Below are 19,487 nucleotides of genomic sequence, written 5' to 3' on the forward strand. Positions count from 1 at the left end.
CTCATCAAACAGTTGTCGTCAAAAAGCAACAATCTGATAAATTTTATTTTACCTATCCCAAATGAGAAAAGTATTCTTCCTTTGCTTGCTCATCCTGACCGCGTTTACCGGGCAGGCGCAGGAGCTGAAAGGAACCCCCGGCACCTTCACCCTTGGCAACAAGGAATTTCTGCTTAACGGAAAACCATTCATTATCCGGGCGGCGGAGCTGCATTATCCACGCATTCCCAAAGCGTATTGGGAGCATCGTATCCAATTGAGCAAGGCAATGGGAATGAATACTATTTGTATTTACCTGTTCTGGAACCTGCACGAGCAGCAAGAGGGCGTTTTCGATTTTAAGGGTCAGAACGATATTGCGGAGTTTGTGAGGCTGGTTCAGAAAAACGGGATGTACTGCATTGTAAGGCCGGGGCCCTATGTATGTGCCGAATGGGATATGGGCGGGCTGCCCTGGTGGCTGCTGAAAAAGGAAGATGTGCAGGTGCGTACACTGCAGGATCCTTATTTTATGGAGCGCACGAAGAAGTTTTTGTCCGCCGCTGCTAAAGAACTGGCGCCGCTGCAGATCCAGAATGGCGGCAACATCATCATGGTGCAGGTAGAGAACGAGTATGCTACGTTTGGCGAGGAGCAGGCTTATATGGAAGCTACCCGCGATGCCGTGCGTACAGCCGGTTTCGACAAAGTGCAGCTTTTCAGGTGCGACTGGCCTACGAACTTTAATAGGTACCAGCTCGATGGCGTAGCTACCACCCTGAATTTTGGGGCAGGCTCCAATGTGGAGGACAAGTTCAAAGTATTTCAGGAACTGAATCCTACGGCTCCTTTAATGTGCAGCGAGTACTGGTCCGGTTGGTTCGACCACTGGGGCAGACCACACGAAACCCGCTCCATCAGCAGCTTTATCGGGAGCCTGAAAGATATGATGGACCGCCGTATCTCCTTCAGCCTCTACATGGCGCATGGTGGCACGTCGTTTGGGCAGTGGGGTGGAGCCAACGCGCCGCCATACTCTGCCATGGCCACTTCTTACGACTATAATGCCCCCATCGGTGAGCAGGGCAACACCACCGACAAGTTTTTTGCCGTACGCAACTTGCTAAAAAACTACCTGCAGCCGGGCGAGATCTTAGGCGAGATTCCCGAAGCGAAAGAGATCATTGAAATCCCGACTTTCGAATTAAACCAGAGTGCCGGCTTGTTTGTGAACCTGCCTGCTCCAAAGAAGAGTGAAACCATCCAGCCGATGGAAAACTTTGACCAGGGCTGGGGACGCATTCTGTACCGCGCTACTATTCCGGCCTCTGCCGCAAGGCGCAAGCTTGTTATCACAGAACTGCACGACTGGGCCGCAGTATTTGTAAACGGCCAGCAGATCGGGAAACTGGATCGCCGCAGAGGCGACAATACCGTAGAACTGCCTCCGCTTACCACCGATGCGCAACTGGACATACTGGTAGAAGCAACAGGCCGTGTGAACTACGGCAAAGCCATTATCGACCGCAAGGGCATTACAGAAAAGGTGGAGCTAACAGATGGTAAAACAAGTACGGAAATCAAAAACTGGCTTGTTTACAACTTTCCGGTTGATTACGAATTTCAGAAGAAGGCAAAATTTAAGAAAGGCACTGCTACTGGTCCGGGCTGGTACAAAGGCACCTTTAAACTAACCAAAACAGGCGACACCTTTCTGGATGTGAGCTCCTGGGGGAAAGGCATGGTGTGGGTGAACGGGCATAACCTGGGCCGGTTTTGGAAAATTGGTCCACAGCAAACGCTCTATATTCCGGGCGTGTGGCTGAAAAAGGGCAAGAACGAAATCATTATCCTGGATGTGGACAAGCCGGAAGCTACAAGAGTAGCAGGCCTGCGGGAGCCGATCCTGGATGAACTCCGTCCGGACGAATCGCTTCTGCACCGGGCCAAAGGCGAGGAGCTTGATCTTTCCGGTGAGGTTCCGGCTATCACAGGCTCCTTCTCTCCCGGCAACGGATGGCAGGAGGTGCAATTCCAGCAAACACAGCAAGGTCGTTATTTGTGCTTCGAGGCGCTGAATGCCCAACAGGCAAACGATCCGCTTGCCTCCATGGCTGAACTGGAACTGCTCGATGAGAAAGGAAACCAGCTATCCCGCCTGAAATGGAAAGTGGTGTATGCCGACAGCGAAGAAATAACAGCGGCCAACCATGCTGCCGACAAAGTATATGACCAGCAGGAATCCACGTTCTGGCAAACCCAGACGGTTGGTGGCAAGCCAAAGCATCCGCACCAGGTGGTGATAGACCTGGGCGAAGTCGTAAAGGTGAAAGGGTTCCGCTACCTGCCACGTTCTGATAAAAGCACCGCCGGTATGATAAAAGATTACCGTGTGTTTTTAAAGGAAAGCCCTTTTAAGCTATAGCAACAGTAACTTATGTTTAATTTTAATTATTGCTATATCACTACATAACATCATGATAAAACAAGCCATGAAAGTCAGAACGCTGTTCATTTTTCTATTACTGATTGCCTCTCAAACTATTGTCTCTGCTGCCGTACGGTTGCCAAAAATCCTGGGCAATAACATGGTGTTGCAGCGGGAGAAGCCATTGCCCATCTGGGGATGGGCCTCTGCAGGGGAGCAGGTAACGGTAACGTTTGCAGGTCAGCAAAAAACCGCTAAAGCAGATGCGGAAGGTACCTGGAAAGTTACCTTCGACCCTCTGAAGGCAAATGCCAACCCACAGGAGATGACCATTGCAGGAAGTGATACCATAACGCTTTCTAATTTGCTGATCGGCGAAGTATGGCTATGCTCCGGCCAATCTAATATGGAGTATACCATGAAACTCCATCCCAAATATGCCAGGCCGGCTAAAGGTATCGACAGTGCTGCTGTAGCCCTGACAAAAACACATCCTGGCATCCGGATTTTTAAGGTAGAGAAAGAACGGAGTAACCCCGACGTTACCTCCACCGGCTGGAATGAGTGCAGCGGAGAGGCCCTGGAAGCATTTTCTGCGATCGGCTTTTACTTTGCCAAAGATATTCAGAGAGAGCTGAACGTACCCATAGGTGTAATTTCTTCATCGTGGGGCGGAAGCCGGATAGAACCCTGGACACCCGCCGAGGCTTATAAGGCTTTGCCTGCCTTTGCGGCAGCGCTTCAGAGCGAGCCTTTTAAAGTAGACGAAGTGGAGCCAGGCAAGAACTACAGGAGTATGATCAAGCCATTAGCCCTGCGGGGCGTGCTTTGGTACCAGGGCGAATCGAACTGCATGCAACATGACGGTATGCGCTATGCAGATAAAATGCAGGCTTTGATTGAAGGCTGGCGCAAGGAGTGGGGAAACGAACAACTGCCATTCTACTCTGTTATGATCGCACCCTTCTTATACACTAAACGCAACGACCGTTTACCCCATACACCAGAAACACTCCCCGAGTTTTGGGAAGCACAAACACAATCCCTGAAGATTCCTTATACCGGCATGGCCGTGGTTACAGATTTAGTAGACGACCTGGGAGATATTCACCCGTCATATAAATGGGAAATTGGCCGCAGATTGGCCTTAATTGCCTTAGCCAAAGACTACGATAAAAAGGTTGTGAGCCAGGGACCTGTTTTCAAAGAAATGAAAGTGAAGAAAAGGCAGGCTATTTTGTCTTTCGATCATGCTGATGGCTTGAAGAGTTTAGACGGCAAACCTCTTAGTTGGTTTAGCATAGCGGGAGCAGATGGCCAGTTTAAACCTGCTATTGCTAAAATTAAAGGCGATAAAGTAATTGTGTACGCTGAGGGAGTTAGAAAACCAGCCATAGTTCGCTTTGCCTGGAACGAAACTGCTATGCCCAACCTCTCCAATAAAGCAGGACTCCCGGCAGTACCTTTCTGCACCGATGCGCTAGAATGGAAGTATACTAAAAATAGTTTTATCGGAGCGGAGTAATATAAGAAGCCTCCTTCTTAAGATGATTCGTATCGGGTCTTTCTCTTCTCCAATCTTTCAGAAATGGCTGCCGATACAAAATTTCCCAAGGTACACTGCTGGAGCCTTATTTGAAAAACCTTAGTTTCCGTTTTACCTGCTTCATCCATTCCCGGGCCATTAGTTCGTGCCCGGGAACGGTAGGGTGTACGCCGTCCCAGATCCAGTAAGAAGCAGGCGCTTTGGCCAGCGCCTTGTCGAACACTTTCTGAAACGGAACAAAAACAGCCTTGTAATCCGTAGCCAACCGCTTCACAACTTCCTGCCGCTGCACCACATCGCTGTGCCAGGCCTCCCACTGTTGCTCAATACGACCTACCGGCAGTATAAACGGCTCGCAGAGCACCAGCAGTACATCAGGGTTCTGTTGCTGCATCTGATCCAGAAGTGTTCTGTAAACCGATTCATATTGTGCTACCGTCACTGCATTTTGTTGCTGGATAACGGAGGCCGCATCATTTATTCCGACTAAGATACTTAAAACATCAGGTTTCAGATCGAGTGTATCTGTTTGCCAGCGTTGCTCCAGGTCAGTTACCTTATTCCCGCTGATGCCGCGGTTAAGGAACAGGAGGTTTTTGTCAGGGTGGTCGGCACCCACGCGGCTGGCAATGGAGAAGGCATAGCCATGGCCCATAATGTGGTTCGGGTCGTGGTTGCGACCCCATTTCCCGTCTGTTATCGAATCTCCCTGAAACAAAATGGTTAATCCCTTTCCATCCAGTTTATCAGGTGCAGGTACACTGGCAGCCATAAGGGCTTGTGGCACCAAAGTAGTTGCTCCTGCTACTGCTATCTTCTTCAGGAAACTTCTCCTTGAATCTTTCAGGTTATCCATCTTATTATTAGTTGCCATCAGGCTGCTTCAGTTATCTGTTTTCGAAATGGCTAAACGAAATCATTGCCTGCCACTTCTGATCCAAGATATGTAAAATTTCATTTCAGACTATCTTAAAGTTTCCTGTGAACGGAGAATATGTGCTTGCCCTACTGTATAAAGCAATTTGCCCTTGAAGAATGCCTGGGCAGGACCTATACTGGCTGTCAGTTTCTAAAGCACTTTTAAGCACCAAGATAGAGCAGGATAGTTTCTTGCCTGATGTTACATAAGTTTAGAAATGACCTTCCTTACCCTGTAAAAATAATCTCTTCAAAGCTGGCAAACGCTACAAAAGGTAGAAGGTGCAGCAGCAGTAGCAGCAGCTCCGGAGGGCCAAATTCATTAGAATAATTTACCATTGTCAGGCACGTGCTGCTGTTTCGTTTAGCACAAGGCAGTTAGCGCAGCCTGAGAAGAAAAATCAACCTTATGAAAACTAGATTCCTTTTATCGTTCGCAGTGGCCTTGGGGGCATCTGTTTTGCTTGCAGCGGCTGCTCATGCCCAAATCGGCACGCGCTTTCCATCAGAAAGAAAAGTGGTGAAAGATCCTGTAACCGGCACGATGCTTACCTTCCTGACCAGCACACCGCATGGCGATTCGAAGATATACCCAACGCACCCACAATGGACCTCCGATGGGCAATGGGTCATATTCCGGTCGGGACGCGTGAAGGGGGAGGCGCTGGCGGTGCATGAGAAAACCGGTGAAATGGTGCAGGTAACCGAAGGCGGCTACTCTGGTATGCTGAACATCGCACAAAAATCCATGAAACTGTACTTTATGCGCAACCCCTCCGGAAGCGAGGCACAGCCCCGTGGCAGCCGTGCCCTGGAAATCGTGGAAGTGGATCTGGCCAAACTTTTTGCCGACAGTAAGTCGGGCAAGATGAATCCTGCCAGCACCTATCAGCGTGTTTGCGGCACCACCCCACCCGAAATAGGTGCCGGTGGCGACATGGCCCTGGATGCGGATGAAGAATGGGTTTACTTCAGAGTAGGTCGAGAGGAAGCGGCCCGGCACCTGCCCAAAGAAACAAAAGTAGAGGATAACTTTGGTCCCCGGAATATGGGAGCTGGTCCGTCTGGCCTGGCTGCCATGAACGTGAAAACCGGAAGTTTGAAACATGTGGTGTCGGTGCCGTTTCAGATGGGGCATATCCAGACAAACCCCTGGGTGCCGGGAGAGATCATCTTCTGCTGGGAAACAGGTGGCAAGTCGCCACAGCGGACCTGGACGGTGATGGCCGACGGCTCAGGCCTGCGCCCGCTCTACCCTGAATCAGAATACGAATGGGTGACGCATGAGGCAGTTATTACCCGCGATGAAGTTGCTTTCGCCATTATGGGGCATCGCAAGGTAGGTACAGGCAGCGCCTCGGCTATGGCCTCCACAGCCAGCGACCCCACCAACCCGGGGCAGGAAGTTAGCTGGGGACCTTCGGGTACACGTGAGAAGCCAACCGGGCTGGGCATTGTAAACCTCCGAACCAGAGAAATGACCATTGCCGGACAAACTCCCAGCGGCAGCGGACTCTGGCACGTGCACGGCTCCCCGGACGGCAAATGGGCCGTAGGCGACGACTTTTCCCGAAGCCTCTACCTGATCGACCGTGACACGCGGGAAATGATCATGCTCACCACCGGCCATAAGACTACTGCCTCAGATCACCCGCACCCCACCTTCAGCCGCGACGGCACCAAGTTTCAGATACAGTCGGCCATGCTCTCAGAAGACAACCGCTCCATGAACATCTGCATTGTGCCGGTGCCACAGGCATGGCTGAAACGAACGCATAAAACCACAAACGCAAAATAATCATCCCACACTTAATTGTTAGCATAATTTTTACACCCGCTAACAGTTAACAGCTTCCATATTTCCGGAATCAATACCATGCCAAAGGGCAGATGAGGTTGCCAGGTGCACCAATGGCGATTTTTTGTTGGGGGAAGGGTCCCTCATAATAGAGCGTTCAGCGAGAGAGGGTAGGGCGCCTCGGTTCTCATCAAGGAGAAAAGTAAAGCCCAGCCGGAGAGGCGAAAACCAGTAAAACGCATCAACTTTTAATGGTAGCAGCATGAAGAGGTAGAACGAGATAAACTTATTTCCAGTGGCATATGCTAACAGCGATTTAGTATTAGAAGTAAAGAAATGATTGCTTAACGTATGCAGCCATCGTTTCCGCTTTTATATTCCGCTTCAATTCCAGCTTCCATTTCACCTCCTCTGTATTTTTTTATATCTTCCTTCCGGAAAAATAAAAAGAGCATCTACCACACATGAAACCAACACACATCTTATTGGCCGCTGCCCTGGCCGCTACCTTGCTAGGGTGCAGCAGCCAGAAAACAGGAGAGGCGCACGAAGGAGCAACAGTACAAACAGAGCCAACCGGAGCCCTGCAGGAAAAGCTGGGCATGTACACCACCGTGCGCCTTACCGCCGACCTGAGCAAGCTGAGCGACCGCGACCGCCAGATGATTCCGCTGCTGATAGAAGCCGGTAAAATAATGGACGAGCTGTTCTGGTACGAAGCCTACGGCCAGCGCGACTCTCTGCTCAATGCCCTCGCTGATGAGTCGGCTAAACAGTTTGTGAAAATCAACTATGGCCCCTGGGACCGCCTGAACAACAATGAATCCTTTATAGAAGGTGTAGGGCCTAAGCCAGACGCGGCCAACTTTTACCCGCACGACATGACCAAGGAGGAGTTTGAACAGGCCGACCTCCCTGACAAAACAAGCCAGTACACGCTTCTACGCCGCAACGCCAGCGGCAAGCTGGTTACCGTGCCCTATCATACACAGTTCAGGGAGCAGGTGGAACGGGCATCGGACCTGCTGCGTGAGGCGGCCACCCTCGCCGACGATCAGGGGCTGAAAAAGTATCTGAACATGCGTGCCCAGGCGCTGCTCACCGATAACTACCAACCCAGCGACCTCGCCTGGATGGACATGAAAAACAACACCATCGATGTGGTCATCGGACCGATAGAGACTTACGAAGACAAGCTCTTTGGCTACAAAGCCGCTCATGAGGCCTATATCCTCATCAAAGACATGGAGTGGAGCAAACGATTAGAAAAGTATGCTGCTTTTCTGCCGGAGCTTCAGAAAGGGCTTCCGGTTGGGGCCAGCTACAAAAAAGAGATGCCCGGCTCCGATGCTGATCTGAATGCCTATGACGTGATATACTATGCCGGCGACTGCAACGCCGGCAGCAAGACCATCGCCATAAACCTGCCCAACGACGAGGAGGTGCAGCTCCAGAAAGGTACCCGCCGGCTACAACTCAAAAATGCCATGCGGGCCAAGTTCGACAAGATCATGCTTCCCATTGCGGAGGAGCTGATTGTGCCGGACCAGCAGCAGCACGTTACCTTCGATGCCTTTTTTGGCAACACCATGTTCCACGAGGTGGCGCACGGGCTGGGCATCAAAAACACCATCAACGGCAAAGGCACGGTGCGGGAGGCGCTGAAAGAGCACGCCTCTGCGCTGGAAGAAGGCAAAGCCGACATCCTGGGCCTCTACATGATCTCGCAGCTGCACGAGAAAGGCGAAGTAGAAGGTAAGCTCGAAGATTACTACACCACTTTTCTGGCTGGTATTTTCCGGTCGGTGCGTTTTGGGGCAGCCAGTGCACACGGCAAGGCCAACATGGTGCGATTCAACTTTTTCAGGGACCAGGGCGCTTTTTCCAGAGATGAGCAAACTGGCAAATACCGTGTGGACTATGTAAAGATGCGCACTGCCATGAACAAGCTCTCGGAACTGATCCTGACGCTGCAGGGCAACGGCGATTATGCCGGTGTGGGTGACCTGCTCAACCAGCAAGGCCAGATCAGCACCCAACTCCAGAGCGACCTCGACCGCCTGAGCCAGAACAACATTCCGGTGGACATTGTGTTTGAACAGGGCGTTGAGGTGCTAGGGCTGCGGTAAAAAGACTGCTGCCGTTGTATAGTCAGCTGCACAACTTATCGGGATTTGTTTCATCTTTTTACAATGAATAAATGTCGTGATACGTGTGTCGATTTTCTCAAGGAGACGCCATGTAGGATTCCGGTAGGGTAAGTCGCAGGCTTTAGCACCAGGTAGGGCTCCCGCAAAATTATGCTAATGAAAACAGGCCTCCGGAGCTTTCTGCTGCTGATACACCTGATCCTTGTAAGCTGCTGCATTTTTAGCAGGGCAGGTGTGGCGGCCGCAGAAAAGAAGGAGCCTCAGAGAAAAAGGAACTATCCCTAAAAACAGGTATATTTTAAGGAAGGGGGTACATCTTTTGGGTGTACCCCTTTCCTTTTTTAGTATAATGTCTGGTGTAGCCCTTGTTATATCGGGGTTTTAATATTTAGTAGTAACCTATTAGGTGTAATAGGAGTAAGTTATCTTTCCAAGTAATTATAAATCAGATTTTTAATTTAACTGCAAGTGATGAAAAGCTATTATGAATTCAATCCGGGCAGCCCTCAGGAGCGGCAGGAAAGAGAAAGATTGTATCCTGAATTATCCAAATTTCACATCGCACTTCGTGAGGAGTTGAGCGAAGAAGAGTATTTCAGTTTTTATAGCGCTGAAAAGGAAAGTATCAAGCCTTTTATGATCCCAAACCAATCCTATACATCAACATGGAGGCATGCTTAGTTAAGTTCTTATCCAGGTAAAAAGGTAAGCCACTCAAAGGTTTACCTTTTTTTGTGCCTTCAGCCAGGGGGAGCAGGATGGCCTGCAGGGCGGTTGTTTTCTGTTTGCGCCTTCCGAAGCTGATGCTTCGCACCCGGGCCAGAGAACTGAAAAAGATAGAGCGGCGCATGGTGCGTGTATCGTAGGGCAGGGCTGTAAATTTTGAAGGAGCAGCAAATACCATAAGGCGTAGTTTCAGCTAATTCAGATTATTTAAATGAATATGCTCCTCCGGAGGTTCTGCTACTCCTGCTGCTGCATGGCAGCTAGTTGCCATGCACTACAGCTGCTGCAAAACCAGTTCCGCGGCTTCTTCTCCTACCAATGAGCCAATAGCCACACCCATACCGGATAAGCGCACGGCACACACCACCCGCTCCCGCACCTGCCTGATAACGGGAGTTTTTTCAGGCCCCATGCCCATGATGCCACTCCACCTGTGCTCCACTTCAAAGGTGTTTTCGGGCAGGATCACATTTTTTAACAGTTCCTCCAGTTGCTGCTGTACTCTTTCTGTCAGGCCCAGGGCAGGGGTTTCTTCGGTAACAAAGTCGAGGTTACGGCCACCGCCAAACAATACCCGGTTGCCGATGTTGCGGAAGTAGTAATAGCCTCTGTCGTAGTGGAACGTGCCGTTAATTTTGAGGCCGGCGATCGGTTGTGTAAGGAGCACCTGGGCCCGTGCCGGCACCACCGGCAGCTGGGGCAGGAGTTGCCGGGCCAGGCCATTGGTAGCCACCAGCGCTGCAGCTGCTTTCAGGTTAATTCCCTGGGTGGTGGTGGCCACAATGGCTGTCTCCTCCTCGTGGAGGCCGAGCACTTCAAGCCCGTTTAGCACCAGTACGCCCCGCGCCTGCGCTTTTTGCGTAAGCGCCAGTATCATGTTGCCGGTGTTCAGCTGCCCCTCGGCCGTATTTTTAATCAGGTGTTGCACTTGCCGGAAGCCGAAGCTGCTTATTTTGTCATCGGCCAGGCGGTAGGTTTGCGGCAGACCGGTAATGCTGGCCAGCTGCCTGTTGAGGTAAGGGAGTTGTTCGGCGCAGGAGCTGTAGAGCGGGGCATTGTCGAAAAGTTCGTAGCCGCCCCACTGCCGGTAGTCGAGCGCGGCATCGCCCAGGTGTTGCCGGAGCTGCCGGAGCCCGCGCCACCGCCGCTCCACCAGTTCAAAAACCTGTTCTTCGGTGTGGTGCACCAAGTCGTCGAGGAGTTCGGAGGGGCTGCCAAAGCAGGCAAAGCCTGCATTTTTGGAACTGCCACCGGTTGGCAGCAAGCCACGTTCTGCCACCAGCACCTTTAGCTGCGGCTGTGCCTGTTTCAGGTGCAATGCAGCAGTTAGCCCCACAATGCCGCTCCCGATTATCAGGACATCTATTTTGCTAAAGTAAGTTTCTTTCTCCCAGAAGCTAAGCTCCATCATGTTCAGTTATCCTGCCGGAAGTAGGGGTGGCTGTATTGGCGGGCAGTTGCTTCGTCAATCAGTTCATAATGCGTCAGCATGATTTCCCTTTCGCCAGCGTTCATGGCTTTTACGAAAAGGCCTTCGGGTGTTTCGTAGATGGCGTAGTTGTGTGAGCCAAAGGGGTAGAGGTTGTTGCTCTTCAGGATGGTGGCCTGGGTCAGGTCTGCCTCCTGGCCAGTAGTTGTTTTTACGAGGTAGCGGCTTTTGCTCATGTGTCTGCTGTCAGAATCTGGTTTAAGATGTCACTAATTTCGGAGGAACGGCTCATCACCATCAGGTGCTCACCTCCTTCTACGATAAACATGCCGGGGCGCCGGCGCAGCGGCAACACTTTGTCGGCGGTGCCATGCAGGTGGAACAGGTTTGGCAGTGGGGCTGCCTGTCGCCAGGCCAGCAGCTGCTCCAGCGACCAGCGCAGGTAGGTCTCGTCTATGTCCAGGATCACCTGCCGGAGCAGCTTTTTCTCGGCGGGGGTGTGAGCCCCAAAAAAGAAAGGGGCCAGCGGCAGAAAGCTTTGCAGGAACTTGAGGGGCAGGTGCCGCTGTAACCGCAGCTTGCCCAGCAGCCGGTAATACCAGGGCAGGGCAGAGCTATGGGCAAGGCTGGAGATAATGATCAGCTTTTGAGGCTGCAGCAATTTGGCCAGTTCGGCGGCAACCACGCCACCAAACGACAGCCCGATCAGAATAGGGTTCGGAGCCGTAATCTGCGCCTGCAGCCGCCGCGCATAGCTCTGCAGCGACTCCTGCACCGATAGCGGGGCTATCCATTCTACATGCTCGAGAGGAAGATCGGGGGGCAGCCTCAGAAACCGGAACATGCGCCAGTCGGCTCCAAGGCCACTGATGAAATAGATTTTACGCGTACTGCTTCCGTTTTCTGACTCCAAGGTTGCTTTCTGTTTGTGTAACGTTTTTTGGCTGCGACACAAATTTACAGCCTATAGGCTGAACTTACTACTCTGCCGGCTTTTGTTGCAGTTCAATAAAAACGCCGTCTTCCCTGACCTCGAGCGGGTAGATGGTGGCGTTTCGCGTTCTGTAGTCGCACTCTTTGCCGCTTTGCAGGTTGTAGCGGTAACTGTGCCAGGGGCACACGATCTCGTTCAGGTAGTTTATGTTGCCGCGGCTCAGCGAGGAGCCCATGTGTGGGCAGGCGTCCTGTATGGCAACAAAGCCAGCAGCAGTATGTGCCAGGCAAATCTCTTTTCCGGCCACTGCCAACAGCCTTGTCTGTCGAAGCGGCACCTGTTTCAGGGCATCTGCCTCGCTTTCAAAAATCTTATACCAGGTATGCTGCATGGAAAAGTTAAGAGTAATAAGTTAAGGGTGGAGTATTGAGGGTGTTTTAATTCTTTATGGCTTATCAACTTGCCAAGGCAATTATTTGAATGAAAGCAGCCCTCGGGAGGCTTTTGTTGCTGCTGTAGCGGCGATACAAGGTAATGCCGCTACAGCAGGCTTTATGCAAACTGGCGCATAATATCTTATAGAACGGCAGCCATGGCCTCGCAGCGTGGGCAGCGCCCGGGAGGTTGGTGCAAAACCAGATTATTGGAATGAAAATGGCCTCCCAAAGGCAATTACTCCTGATGCTGCTCTTTTACAAGGACACAAAACCCAGCAAAAAAAGTTATGAGTGAAGAGTTGAAAGTCTCGCCTAAGTAATGCAGTTTCAAATCTTCTCATTTCCAAATCTCCAGATGGAAAAATTAGTACATGAAAGAAGGTGCTGCTCTAAAGGTTATAAGCTTACTCTAACGGCGGTGGCATAGGCCTGCACCGGGTCCGACTCCATCACCGGTCCTTCAAGCCAGGCTTCTACCAATTGCCCCTCCCGGAGCTGTTCCGGTTTTAAAACTCCACCGTCCTGATCCTCAATATGAGTATTGCTGTCTATTTTGATGCTTGCTCTGGCATAGATACTGGTTGTTTCCTCCTGCGACTCTACCAGTATTACAGCCAGATTATTGTCTTTATTCTTCGCTGCCGTTTTCTTTAAAGAGGTAATGGTTCCCTGTACATCAGGAACAGTGTCTGGAATGCGCCTGGCGGTATCGCCGGAGCAGGAGGCCAGCAGAAAAGCCAGCAGATAGAGTAAGGGTGTTGTGCGTTTCATGGTAGATTTTGGTAATATGGCGTCATCATCGTAACTGCAAGCAAGGGCCAGAACCTGAAAATTCAGGTCGAGGAATGGAGCCATCGGTTCTCTGATCAGGCTGGGTTCCAGGAGCCTGAATCCGGATCTGAGCGTAAGTGTTAGCAACATCTTGTCTGGCTTCTAATCGCATGCTATTCTACTCCATAACAAAGCCGCATGTTGCAGAATACTTCAGCAACATGCGGCTTTGTTTGATAAGGAACGCTTATGCGTGTGTCAGGCTACCCTGAGGTTCGAGCCTGGCTCCTTTTTGTCGTCTAGCGGCTTCGTTTCTGCTGGCAGCACGTAATTAGACACAAAATTTGCTCCCTGGCTTTGTACGGCCTTTGGTTCCTGCAGCAGTACCACTTTAGCCCGTTGGCCAACGGTAAGCACCCCAATGCCTTGCTGGCGGCAGAGCGTCAGGAGGTGGTGCGCCAGTAGGTTGTTTCTGAATATAAGGCTGCTGATAGAGATCCCCAGCCACTGCTCGTTTGCCGGAAAATTGCGCAGGTTATGTACCATGCACCCAATTTTCTTTTTAAGCTGATTTGTTTCGACAGTGGAGTGTAAGATAAGGGTGGCAAGGGCAGCAAGTACGGCTATGCCGGCAGCCAATGCCAAATGCAGTAGGCCAGAAAGCAAGAAGGCAGTACCAAATAGCATGGCTCCAGAGGTCAGGAAGCGGAATTTGCTCAGGCCTTTCTTTTTATAGCGGATAAGAATATGGGCCAGGTCAGAGGAGCCTGCCGTAACTACGGCAGCACAAAACGGGGCATTGTCTACGGTGTCAAACAATAGCAGTCCATCAACTTCGGCATCAGCTTTGGTTTTAATTTTATGCCTAACTTTAATAGAAGTTGCTGTATAAGTGGCTTTGTAATGAGATTGAAGGAAATCGTAAGCAAAATCTTCAATCTTGGGGCTTCTATGTTTTGACATACTTGTCTGAGGCGAGATAAAGTATAAGGATAGAACTATAGGTTTAGCAGCTAAGTTTGTTAAGCGGGTAACTTACACAGAAATCAGCAGTTCTATACTCCCTATCTAAAGAACGAAGTATGTGAATAGCTTTAAAACGGGTCAAAAATATAAATCTAATTTAAAATAATCAATAAATATTTTTGTTTTAACGTCGAATATAGATATAATCATGTTAGTAGCCCAAATATATATTTTTTTTAAAGCTGTATAACAATTAGATCCGGTATATGTTGTTGAACTTCTGATGCTATTAAACCTGCAACTACCAGTGCGGCAGGCACCGGGTGCTGCCTGAAAACGGAACAGAAAATGCAGCTGCTTCTTACTCGAACAGTTATTTTAAGTAGCTTTACGGCAACTCCCGGAGCGGCCCAAAAGTTTTTCTTTTTTTTGCTATATGAGAATATTCCTATTTGTTTTCAGAGTATACTGTCTGGCTTCCCTGAGCTGGCTTATTCCTGATGTTGTGCAGGCACAGATGCCGGCCAAGCCTACCTCGGCCAAATTATATCAGGACATCAGAAAGCTGAACGTGCTGGGGAGTGTGCTCTACATTGCCGCTCACCCCGACGATGAAAACACCCGGCTGATCGCTTACCTGGCAAACGAGGAACTGTACAACACCGGCTACCTGTCTGTAACCCGTGGCGATGGCGGCCAAAACCTGATCGGGCCGCAGATACGCGAAGACCTGGGCATTATCCGGACGCAGGAGCTGCTGCAGGCGCGCCGTACCGACGGGGGGCAGCAGTTCTTTACCAGGGCCAACGACTTCGGTTTCTCTAAAAATCCGCAGGAAACATTTACGATCTGGGAGAAGGAGCAGGTGCTGGCCGATATGGTGTGGGTTATCCGCAAGTTCCGGCCTGATGTGCTCATTACCCGTTTCTCACCTTTGCCGTCTGGCACGCACGGCCACCATACCGCTTCAGCCATCCTGGCCGGGGAGGCCTTTGAAGCAGCCGGCGACAAAAAACGTTTCCCGGAGCAGCTAAAGCAGGTAGAGGTGTGGCAACCCAAACGGCTGGTCTGGAATACCGGCGTCTGGTCGTTCCGGAGTGAGGAGGAGTTCGAGGCCTATGGTGCACAGCTCCTGAAGCTGGATGTAGGCAAGTTTAACCCGCTCCTGGGCAAATCGTATCCGGAGATCGCCGCCGAGAGCCGCAGCATGCACAAAAGCCAGGGTTTTGGTGCCAGCAGCTCCCGCAGCAGTGCTATAGAGTACATGGAGCACACCAAGGGCAGCAAAGCACAGAAAGATCTTTTTGAAGGCATCAACACCAGCTGGAGCCGTGTGAAAGGTGGCGACAAAATAGCCAGGCTTTTTCAGAGAGCTGCCGATAGCTTTAAAGCCGAGAACCCTGCGGCCGCCGTTCCGGCCTTACTTGTAGCCAGAACCGAGCTGCAGAAACTACCCGACAGCTATTGGAAGCAAGTAAAACTGCAGGAACTGGAACAGGTCATTAAGCATGCGCTGGGGCTGTACCTGGAGGTTACAGCTTCTGATTTTGCGGTGGCGCCAGGAGAGGCGGTGCGGCTGCAGGTGGAGGCCGTGAACCGGTCGGCCGTGCCGGTGAGTTTGCAGGCTATTACTATAGATCTAACAAACAAAGACACTACCCTGGCTGTTCCACTGGAGAAAAACAAAGCCCTGATGCTTCCGCTCGCAGCCAAAGTGCCTGCCTCAGTGCCTTATTCGCAACCGTACTGGCTCCGCAAGCCAGGCTCGCTGGGTATGTTTGCCATAGAAGGGCAGCAGGAGGTGGGCCTACCCGAAAACAGGCCAGTGGCGCCGGTGGTTTTTTCGGTGCTGGTGGCGGGGCAGCCAATCTCCTACACGGTGCCGGTCGTACACAAGCGCACCGATCCGGTTGACGGTGAAATTTACCGGCCCTTCGAGATCACACCACCTGTTTTCCTGAATATAGCCGAAAAAGTATACATGTTTGCTGACCAGGCGCCCAAGCAGGTGCAGGTGCTGGTAAAGAGTGGCAAGTCTAATGTGAATGGTAATGTAGCCCTGTCGCTGCCGCAGGGCTGGCGGGTGGAGCCGGCTTCCCTTCCTGTAAACCTGAAAGCCAAAGGAGCAGAGCAGGCGGCTAAGTTTATGGTATACCCCCCGCAGGGGCAGCAGGAAGTAACGCTCAAGGCCGTGGCTACTGTAGACGGAAAGACCTACAGCCAAGGCCTGAATGTAATACAGTACAGCCACATTCCGGCCCAGACCACTTTCCCGGAGGCCGCGGCCAAAGCCGTAAAGCTGGAGCTGCAGAAGCGCGGCGACAAGGTGGGGTACGTAATGGGAGCCGGAGATGAGTTGCCGGCAAACCTGCAGCAGATCGGCTATGAGGTCACGATCCTGAAAGATGAAGACATGAAACCCGAAACACTTGGGCAGTTCGATGCCATTGTGCTCGGCGTGCGGGCCTACAACACCATAGACCGGCTACGGCACCACCAGCCCCTGCTCCTGGATTATGTAAAGGAAGGAGGCAACCTGATTGTACAGTACAACACCTCTTCCGGACTCGTGACGCCCGATATCGCTCCCTTCCCGCTGCAGATCTCCCGCGAGCGGGTGGCCGTGGAGCAGGCTGAAGTGCGGATGCTAAAGCCGGAGCATCCGGTACTAAACATTCCGAACCGGATTACCTCAAAAGATTTTGAAGGTTGGGTGCAGGAGCGCGGTCTGTATTTTCCGAACGAATGGGGCAATGAGTTTGAGGCCATCCTGTCGTCTAACGACCCGGGGGAACCGGCCCGCGATGGCGGCCTGCTGGTGGCGGCTTACGGCAAAGGAAATTATATTTATACCGGCTACTCCTGGTTCCGGCAGTTGCCGGCGGGGGTGCCGGGCGCTTACAGACTGTTTGCAAACCTGATCTCGCTGGGCAAAGCAGATACCACCTCCGGCAAGGCATCTACAGCAACAGGGGCAAGCGGCCGGGCGCAATAAGAAACCAGTATGCAGGCAGTCAACTTTATTTCTGAATTATTAAGATTGCTCATAGCTGTTTTTCAGTAACCTTAGGGTTGATTTTTTATTTTACAATGTGCTTAGCGCTGCCTGAATAATTCTTTGTCGGCTTTACCTTTTGCCGTTGCCGTGTGTTTTCTCTGGCACAAATTATTTGCAGTGGAAGCCAGTCCCGATATGATAACCTTTAGGGCGTACCAGGTACATTCAAGTAAAAACTGTTCTATGCGGGCAGCAGCAGGAGCAGAAGAGGTCTCCGAAGGGCTGTTTTGATTAGAATAATTCCGAAAGACATACTTCTTTCTCCTCTAAAACGGACCCGGCAATAGTTACCTGAGGGCACATAGTATGCTTCTAATTTGGCTTTTTTAGAAAGGTTGAATGCTCGCAAAGCTGCCATCATTTCTACTTTTGAATTTCGAATTTTTAACTTGGCCAAGCACCAGCTTCCCTACTATTGAGCGAACCTATGACAGAAGACGAAAAACGACCATACGAGGAAGACAAGCCCCCCTTGCTGGGCAGCTGGAAACAATTGTACCTGCTCGTGCTGGGTAATCTGGCGCTCACCATATTCATTTTTTATCTGATAACCAGGTTTTACGCATGAGTTTACCCGATTGGCTGGTCCTGGCGGGTACGCTAGGTTTTATCGTGATTTACGGTATCTGGAAAACGCGCGGCAGCAAAGACATAGAGGGCTACCTGAAAGGCGACAACAGCATGAAGTGGTGGACCATCGGCTTGTCTGTAATGGCCACCCAGGCCAGCGCCATCACTTTCCTGTCTACTCCAGGCCAGGCTTATGAAGACGGCATGCGCTTTGTGCAGTTCTATTTCGGGCTGCCCATTGCCATGGTCATTATCTCTGTCACCATTATCCCCATTTTTTACCGGCTCAAAGTATTCACGGCTTACGAGTACCTGGAGACCCGCTTCGACTTGAAGACCCGGACCCTAGCCGCGCTCCTGTTCCTGATTCAGCGGGGATTGGCGGCAGGGATCACCATTTATGCCCCTGCCATTATCCTTTCTTCTATCCTTGGCTGGAGCCTCACCATCACCAATGTGGTTATTGGCATGGTCGTGATCATCTATACCGTATCGGGAGGAACAAAGGCTGTAAGCGTTACGCAGAAGCAGCAGATGGCAGTGATGATGGGAGGGATGCTCGTGGCCGGCTTTATGGTGGTGAAGTTCCTGCCTGCCGACGTTTCCTTTGGCGATGCCGTGGCAGTGGCAGGTAAGATGGGTAAAATGAACATCGTGGACTTCTCCTTTAACTGGGATGATCGCTATAACTTCTGGTCCGGGATCACGGGGGGCTTGTTCCTGTCGCTTTCCTATTTCGGAACTGACCAATCGCAGGTATCGCGGTATATCGGGGGGCGCTCTTTGGCGGAGAGTCGGCTGGGCTTGCTGTTTAATGGCCTGCTCAAAATCCCGATGCAGTTCCTGATTCTGTTTATCGGCGTGATGGTGTTTGTGTTTTACCAGTTTAACCAGGCGCCCGTTTTCTTTAACCAGGCAACCAAAGCCAGGGCAGAAGCCACCTCATACGGCGGTGAGCTGCAGCAGCTGGAAGAGCAGCACATGGCCATTTCGGTGCAGAAGCAGGCGGCCGTGCGCGAATTGGTTGGCAACCTGAAAGCAGGAGACGAGGCCCTGGCAGATGCGACCTCCGCCAGGGCACTGGACCTGGAGCAGCAGGCGCGCGAGGTGCGGACAGAGGTGAAAAGTGTCATCAAAAAAGCGCTGCCCGATGCCGAAACAAAAGACACGGACTATGTTTTCCTGTCTTTTGTAACCAATTATTTGCCGGTAGGGCTGGTGGGGCTGCTGTTGGCGGTCATTCTTTCGGCGGCCATGTCGTCTACAGCCTCAGAACTGAATGCGCTGGCTTCCACAACAGTGGTGGATATCTACAAGCGCTCTTTCAAGAAGGATGGCGACGGGGCGCATTACCTTTTTTCTTCACGGGTTTTTACCGTTGCCTGGGGCTTAATAGCGATTATGTTCGCTACTTACGCATCGCTGCTCGATAACCTGATACAGGCGGTAAACATCATCGGCTCGATCTTCTACGGCACCATTCTGGGTGTTTTTCTGGTAGCCTTCTACTTCAAATACATCAAAGGAAATGCTGTTTTCGTAGCGGCCCTGCTGGCGGAGGCCATTGTGCTTTATTGCTACTACTTCACCGACATTGCCTTTCTGTGGTTCAACGTAATCGGGTGCTTCTTTGTGATTTTGTTCGGATTTGTAATTCAGTTTATACTGAACCGGAACAAGCCTGCTTCTTCAGATTTGGAAATGGGATGAGGTAGGTGAAATGTTTTGAGAGGCCTCATGATGTTGGATGGCCCATCCTGAAAATTCCTGGGTTGAG

15 protein-coding genes are annotated in these 19,487 nt (G+C 51.3%); 7 read left to right on the forward strand and 8 right to left on the reverse strand.

The window, feature by feature from the left end:
• The first annotated feature begins 61 nt into the window (after positions 1–61).
• Positions 62–2,404, forward strand: coding sequence for a beta-galactosidase (locus tag FJM74_RS19620; protein ID WP_187264340.1), 2,343 nt, complete (start codon positions 62–64; stop codon positions 2,402–2,404).
• A 52-nt stretch (positions 2,405–2,456) separates the two neighbouring features.
• Positions 2,457–3,932 carry a sialate O-acetylesterase gene (locus FJM74_RS19625; RefSeq protein ID WP_206684065.1) on the forward strand — a complete coding sequence of 492 codons (1,476 nt, stop codon included), beginning with the start codon at positions 2,457–2,459 and terminating at the stop codon, positions 3,930–3,932.
• A gap of 106 nt (positions 3,933–4,038) precedes the next feature.
• Here the strand turns inward: FJM74_RS19625 and FJM74_RS19630 are convergent, their stop codons facing one another.
• The gene (locus tag FJM74_RS19630) at positions 4,039–4,827 is read right to left on the reverse strand and encodes an SGNH/GDSL hydrolase family protein (RefSeq protein ID WP_187264341.1); all 789 of its coding nucleotides are present in this window, start codon (positions 4,825–4,827) and stop codon (positions 4,039–4,041) included.
• Between the two features lie 453 nt (positions 4,828–5,280).
• Between FJM74_RS19630 and FJM74_RS19635 the strand changes: the two genes are divergently transcribed.
• Together FJM74_RS19635 and FJM74_RS19640 are read left to right on the forward strand one after the other, a co-directional pair.
• A complete protein-coding gene (locus FJM74_RS19635; RefSeq protein ID WP_187264342.1) occupies positions 5,281–6,669 on the forward strand; it encodes a TolB-like translocation protein in 1,389 nt (462 codons plus the stop codon).
• A 464-nt stretch (positions 6,670–7,133) separates the two neighbouring features.
• A complete protein-coding gene (locus tag FJM74_RS19640; RefSeq protein WP_187264343.1) occupies positions 7,134–8,798 on the forward strand; it encodes a dipeptidyl-peptidase 3 family protein in 1,665 nt (554 codons plus the stop codon).
• Between the two features lie 655 nt (positions 8,799–9,453).
• Here the strand turns inward: FJM74_RS19640 and FJM74_RS19645 are convergent.
• The 7 genes from FJM74_RS19645 to FJM74_RS19675 all read right to left on the reverse strand — a co-directional run bounded on the left by FJM74_RS19645 (position 9,454) and on the right by FJM74_RS19675 (position 14,079).
• A complete protein-coding gene (locus tag FJM74_RS19645) occupies positions 9,454–9,723 on the reverse strand; it encodes a hypothetical protein (protein ID WP_187264344.1) in 270 nt (89 codons plus the stop codon).
• Between the two features lie 96 nt (positions 9,724–9,819).
• The gene (locus tag FJM74_RS19650) at positions 9,820–10,956 is read right to left on the reverse strand and encodes an NAD(P)/FAD-dependent oxidoreductase (protein WP_241739263.1); all 1,137 of its coding nucleotides are present in this window, start codon (positions 10,954–10,956) and stop codon (positions 9,820–9,822) included.
• A 2-nt stretch (positions 10,957–10,958) separates the two neighbouring features.
• On the reverse strand, positions 10,959–11,210 hold the full coding sequence (locus tag FJM74_RS19655; protein WP_187264345.1) for a hypothetical protein: 252 nt from the start codon (positions 11,208–11,210) through the stop codon (positions 10,959–10,961).
• Positions 11,207–11,887, reverse strand: coding sequence for an alpha/beta fold hydrolase (locus FJM74_RS19660; RefSeq protein WP_241739264.1), 681 nt, complete (start codon positions 11,885–11,887; stop codon positions 11,207–11,209). The genes FJM74_RS19655 and FJM74_RS19660 overlap by 4 nt, the downstream gene beginning before the upstream one ends.
• 67 nt (positions 11,888–11,954) lie before the next feature.
• Positions 11,955–12,299, reverse strand: a complete 345-nt coding sequence (locus tag FJM74_RS19665) for a Rieske (2Fe-2S) protein (protein WP_187264346.1) — start codon at positions 12,297–12,299, stop codon at positions 11,955–11,957.
• Positions 12,300–12,741: 442 nt separating this feature from the next.
• Entirely contained in the window at positions 12,742–13,266 is a 525-nt protein-coding gene (locus FJM74_RS22480; RefSeq protein WP_241739265.1) for a YobA family protein, read from the reverse strand.
• Positions 13,267–13,374: 108 nt separating this feature from the next.
• A complete protein-coding gene (locus tag FJM74_RS19675) occupies positions 13,375–14,079 on the reverse strand; it encodes a hypothetical protein (protein ID WP_187264347.1) in 705 nt (234 codons plus the stop codon).
• A 439-nt stretch (positions 14,080–14,518) separates the two neighbouring features.
• Here FJM74_RS19675 and FJM74_RS19680 point away from each other — a divergent pair, with 439 nt between their 5' ends.
• From FJM74_RS19680 to FJM74_RS19690, 3 genes are all read left to right on the forward strand, one after another.
• Positions 14,519–17,077 carry a PIG-L family deacetylase gene (locus tag FJM74_RS19680; protein ID WP_187264348.1) on the forward strand — a complete coding sequence of 853 codons (2,559 nt, stop codon included), beginning with the start codon at positions 14,519–14,521 and terminating at the stop codon, positions 17,075–17,077.
• A gap of 490 nt (positions 17,078–17,567) precedes the next feature.
• The gene (locus tag FJM74_RS19685; protein ID WP_187264349.1) at positions 17,568–17,708 is read left to right on the forward strand and encodes a hypothetical protein; all 141 of its coding nucleotides are present in this window, start codon (positions 17,568–17,570) and stop codon (positions 17,706–17,708) included.
• The gene (locus tag FJM74_RS19690; protein ID WP_187264350.1) at positions 17,705–19,420 is read left to right on the forward strand and encodes a sodium:solute symporter; all 1,716 of its coding nucleotides are present in this window, start codon (positions 17,705–17,707) and stop codon (positions 19,418–19,420) included. The genes FJM74_RS19685 and FJM74_RS19690 overlap by 4 nt, the downstream gene beginning before the upstream one ends.
• Positions 19,421–19,487 lie beyond the last annotated feature (67 nt).

The sequence above is a fragment of the Pontibacter beigongshangensis genome (assembly GCF_014332515.1).
Taxonomy (GTDB): Bacteria; Bacteroidota; Bacteroidia; order Cytophagales; family Hymenobacteraceae; genus Pontibacter; species Pontibacter beigongshangensis.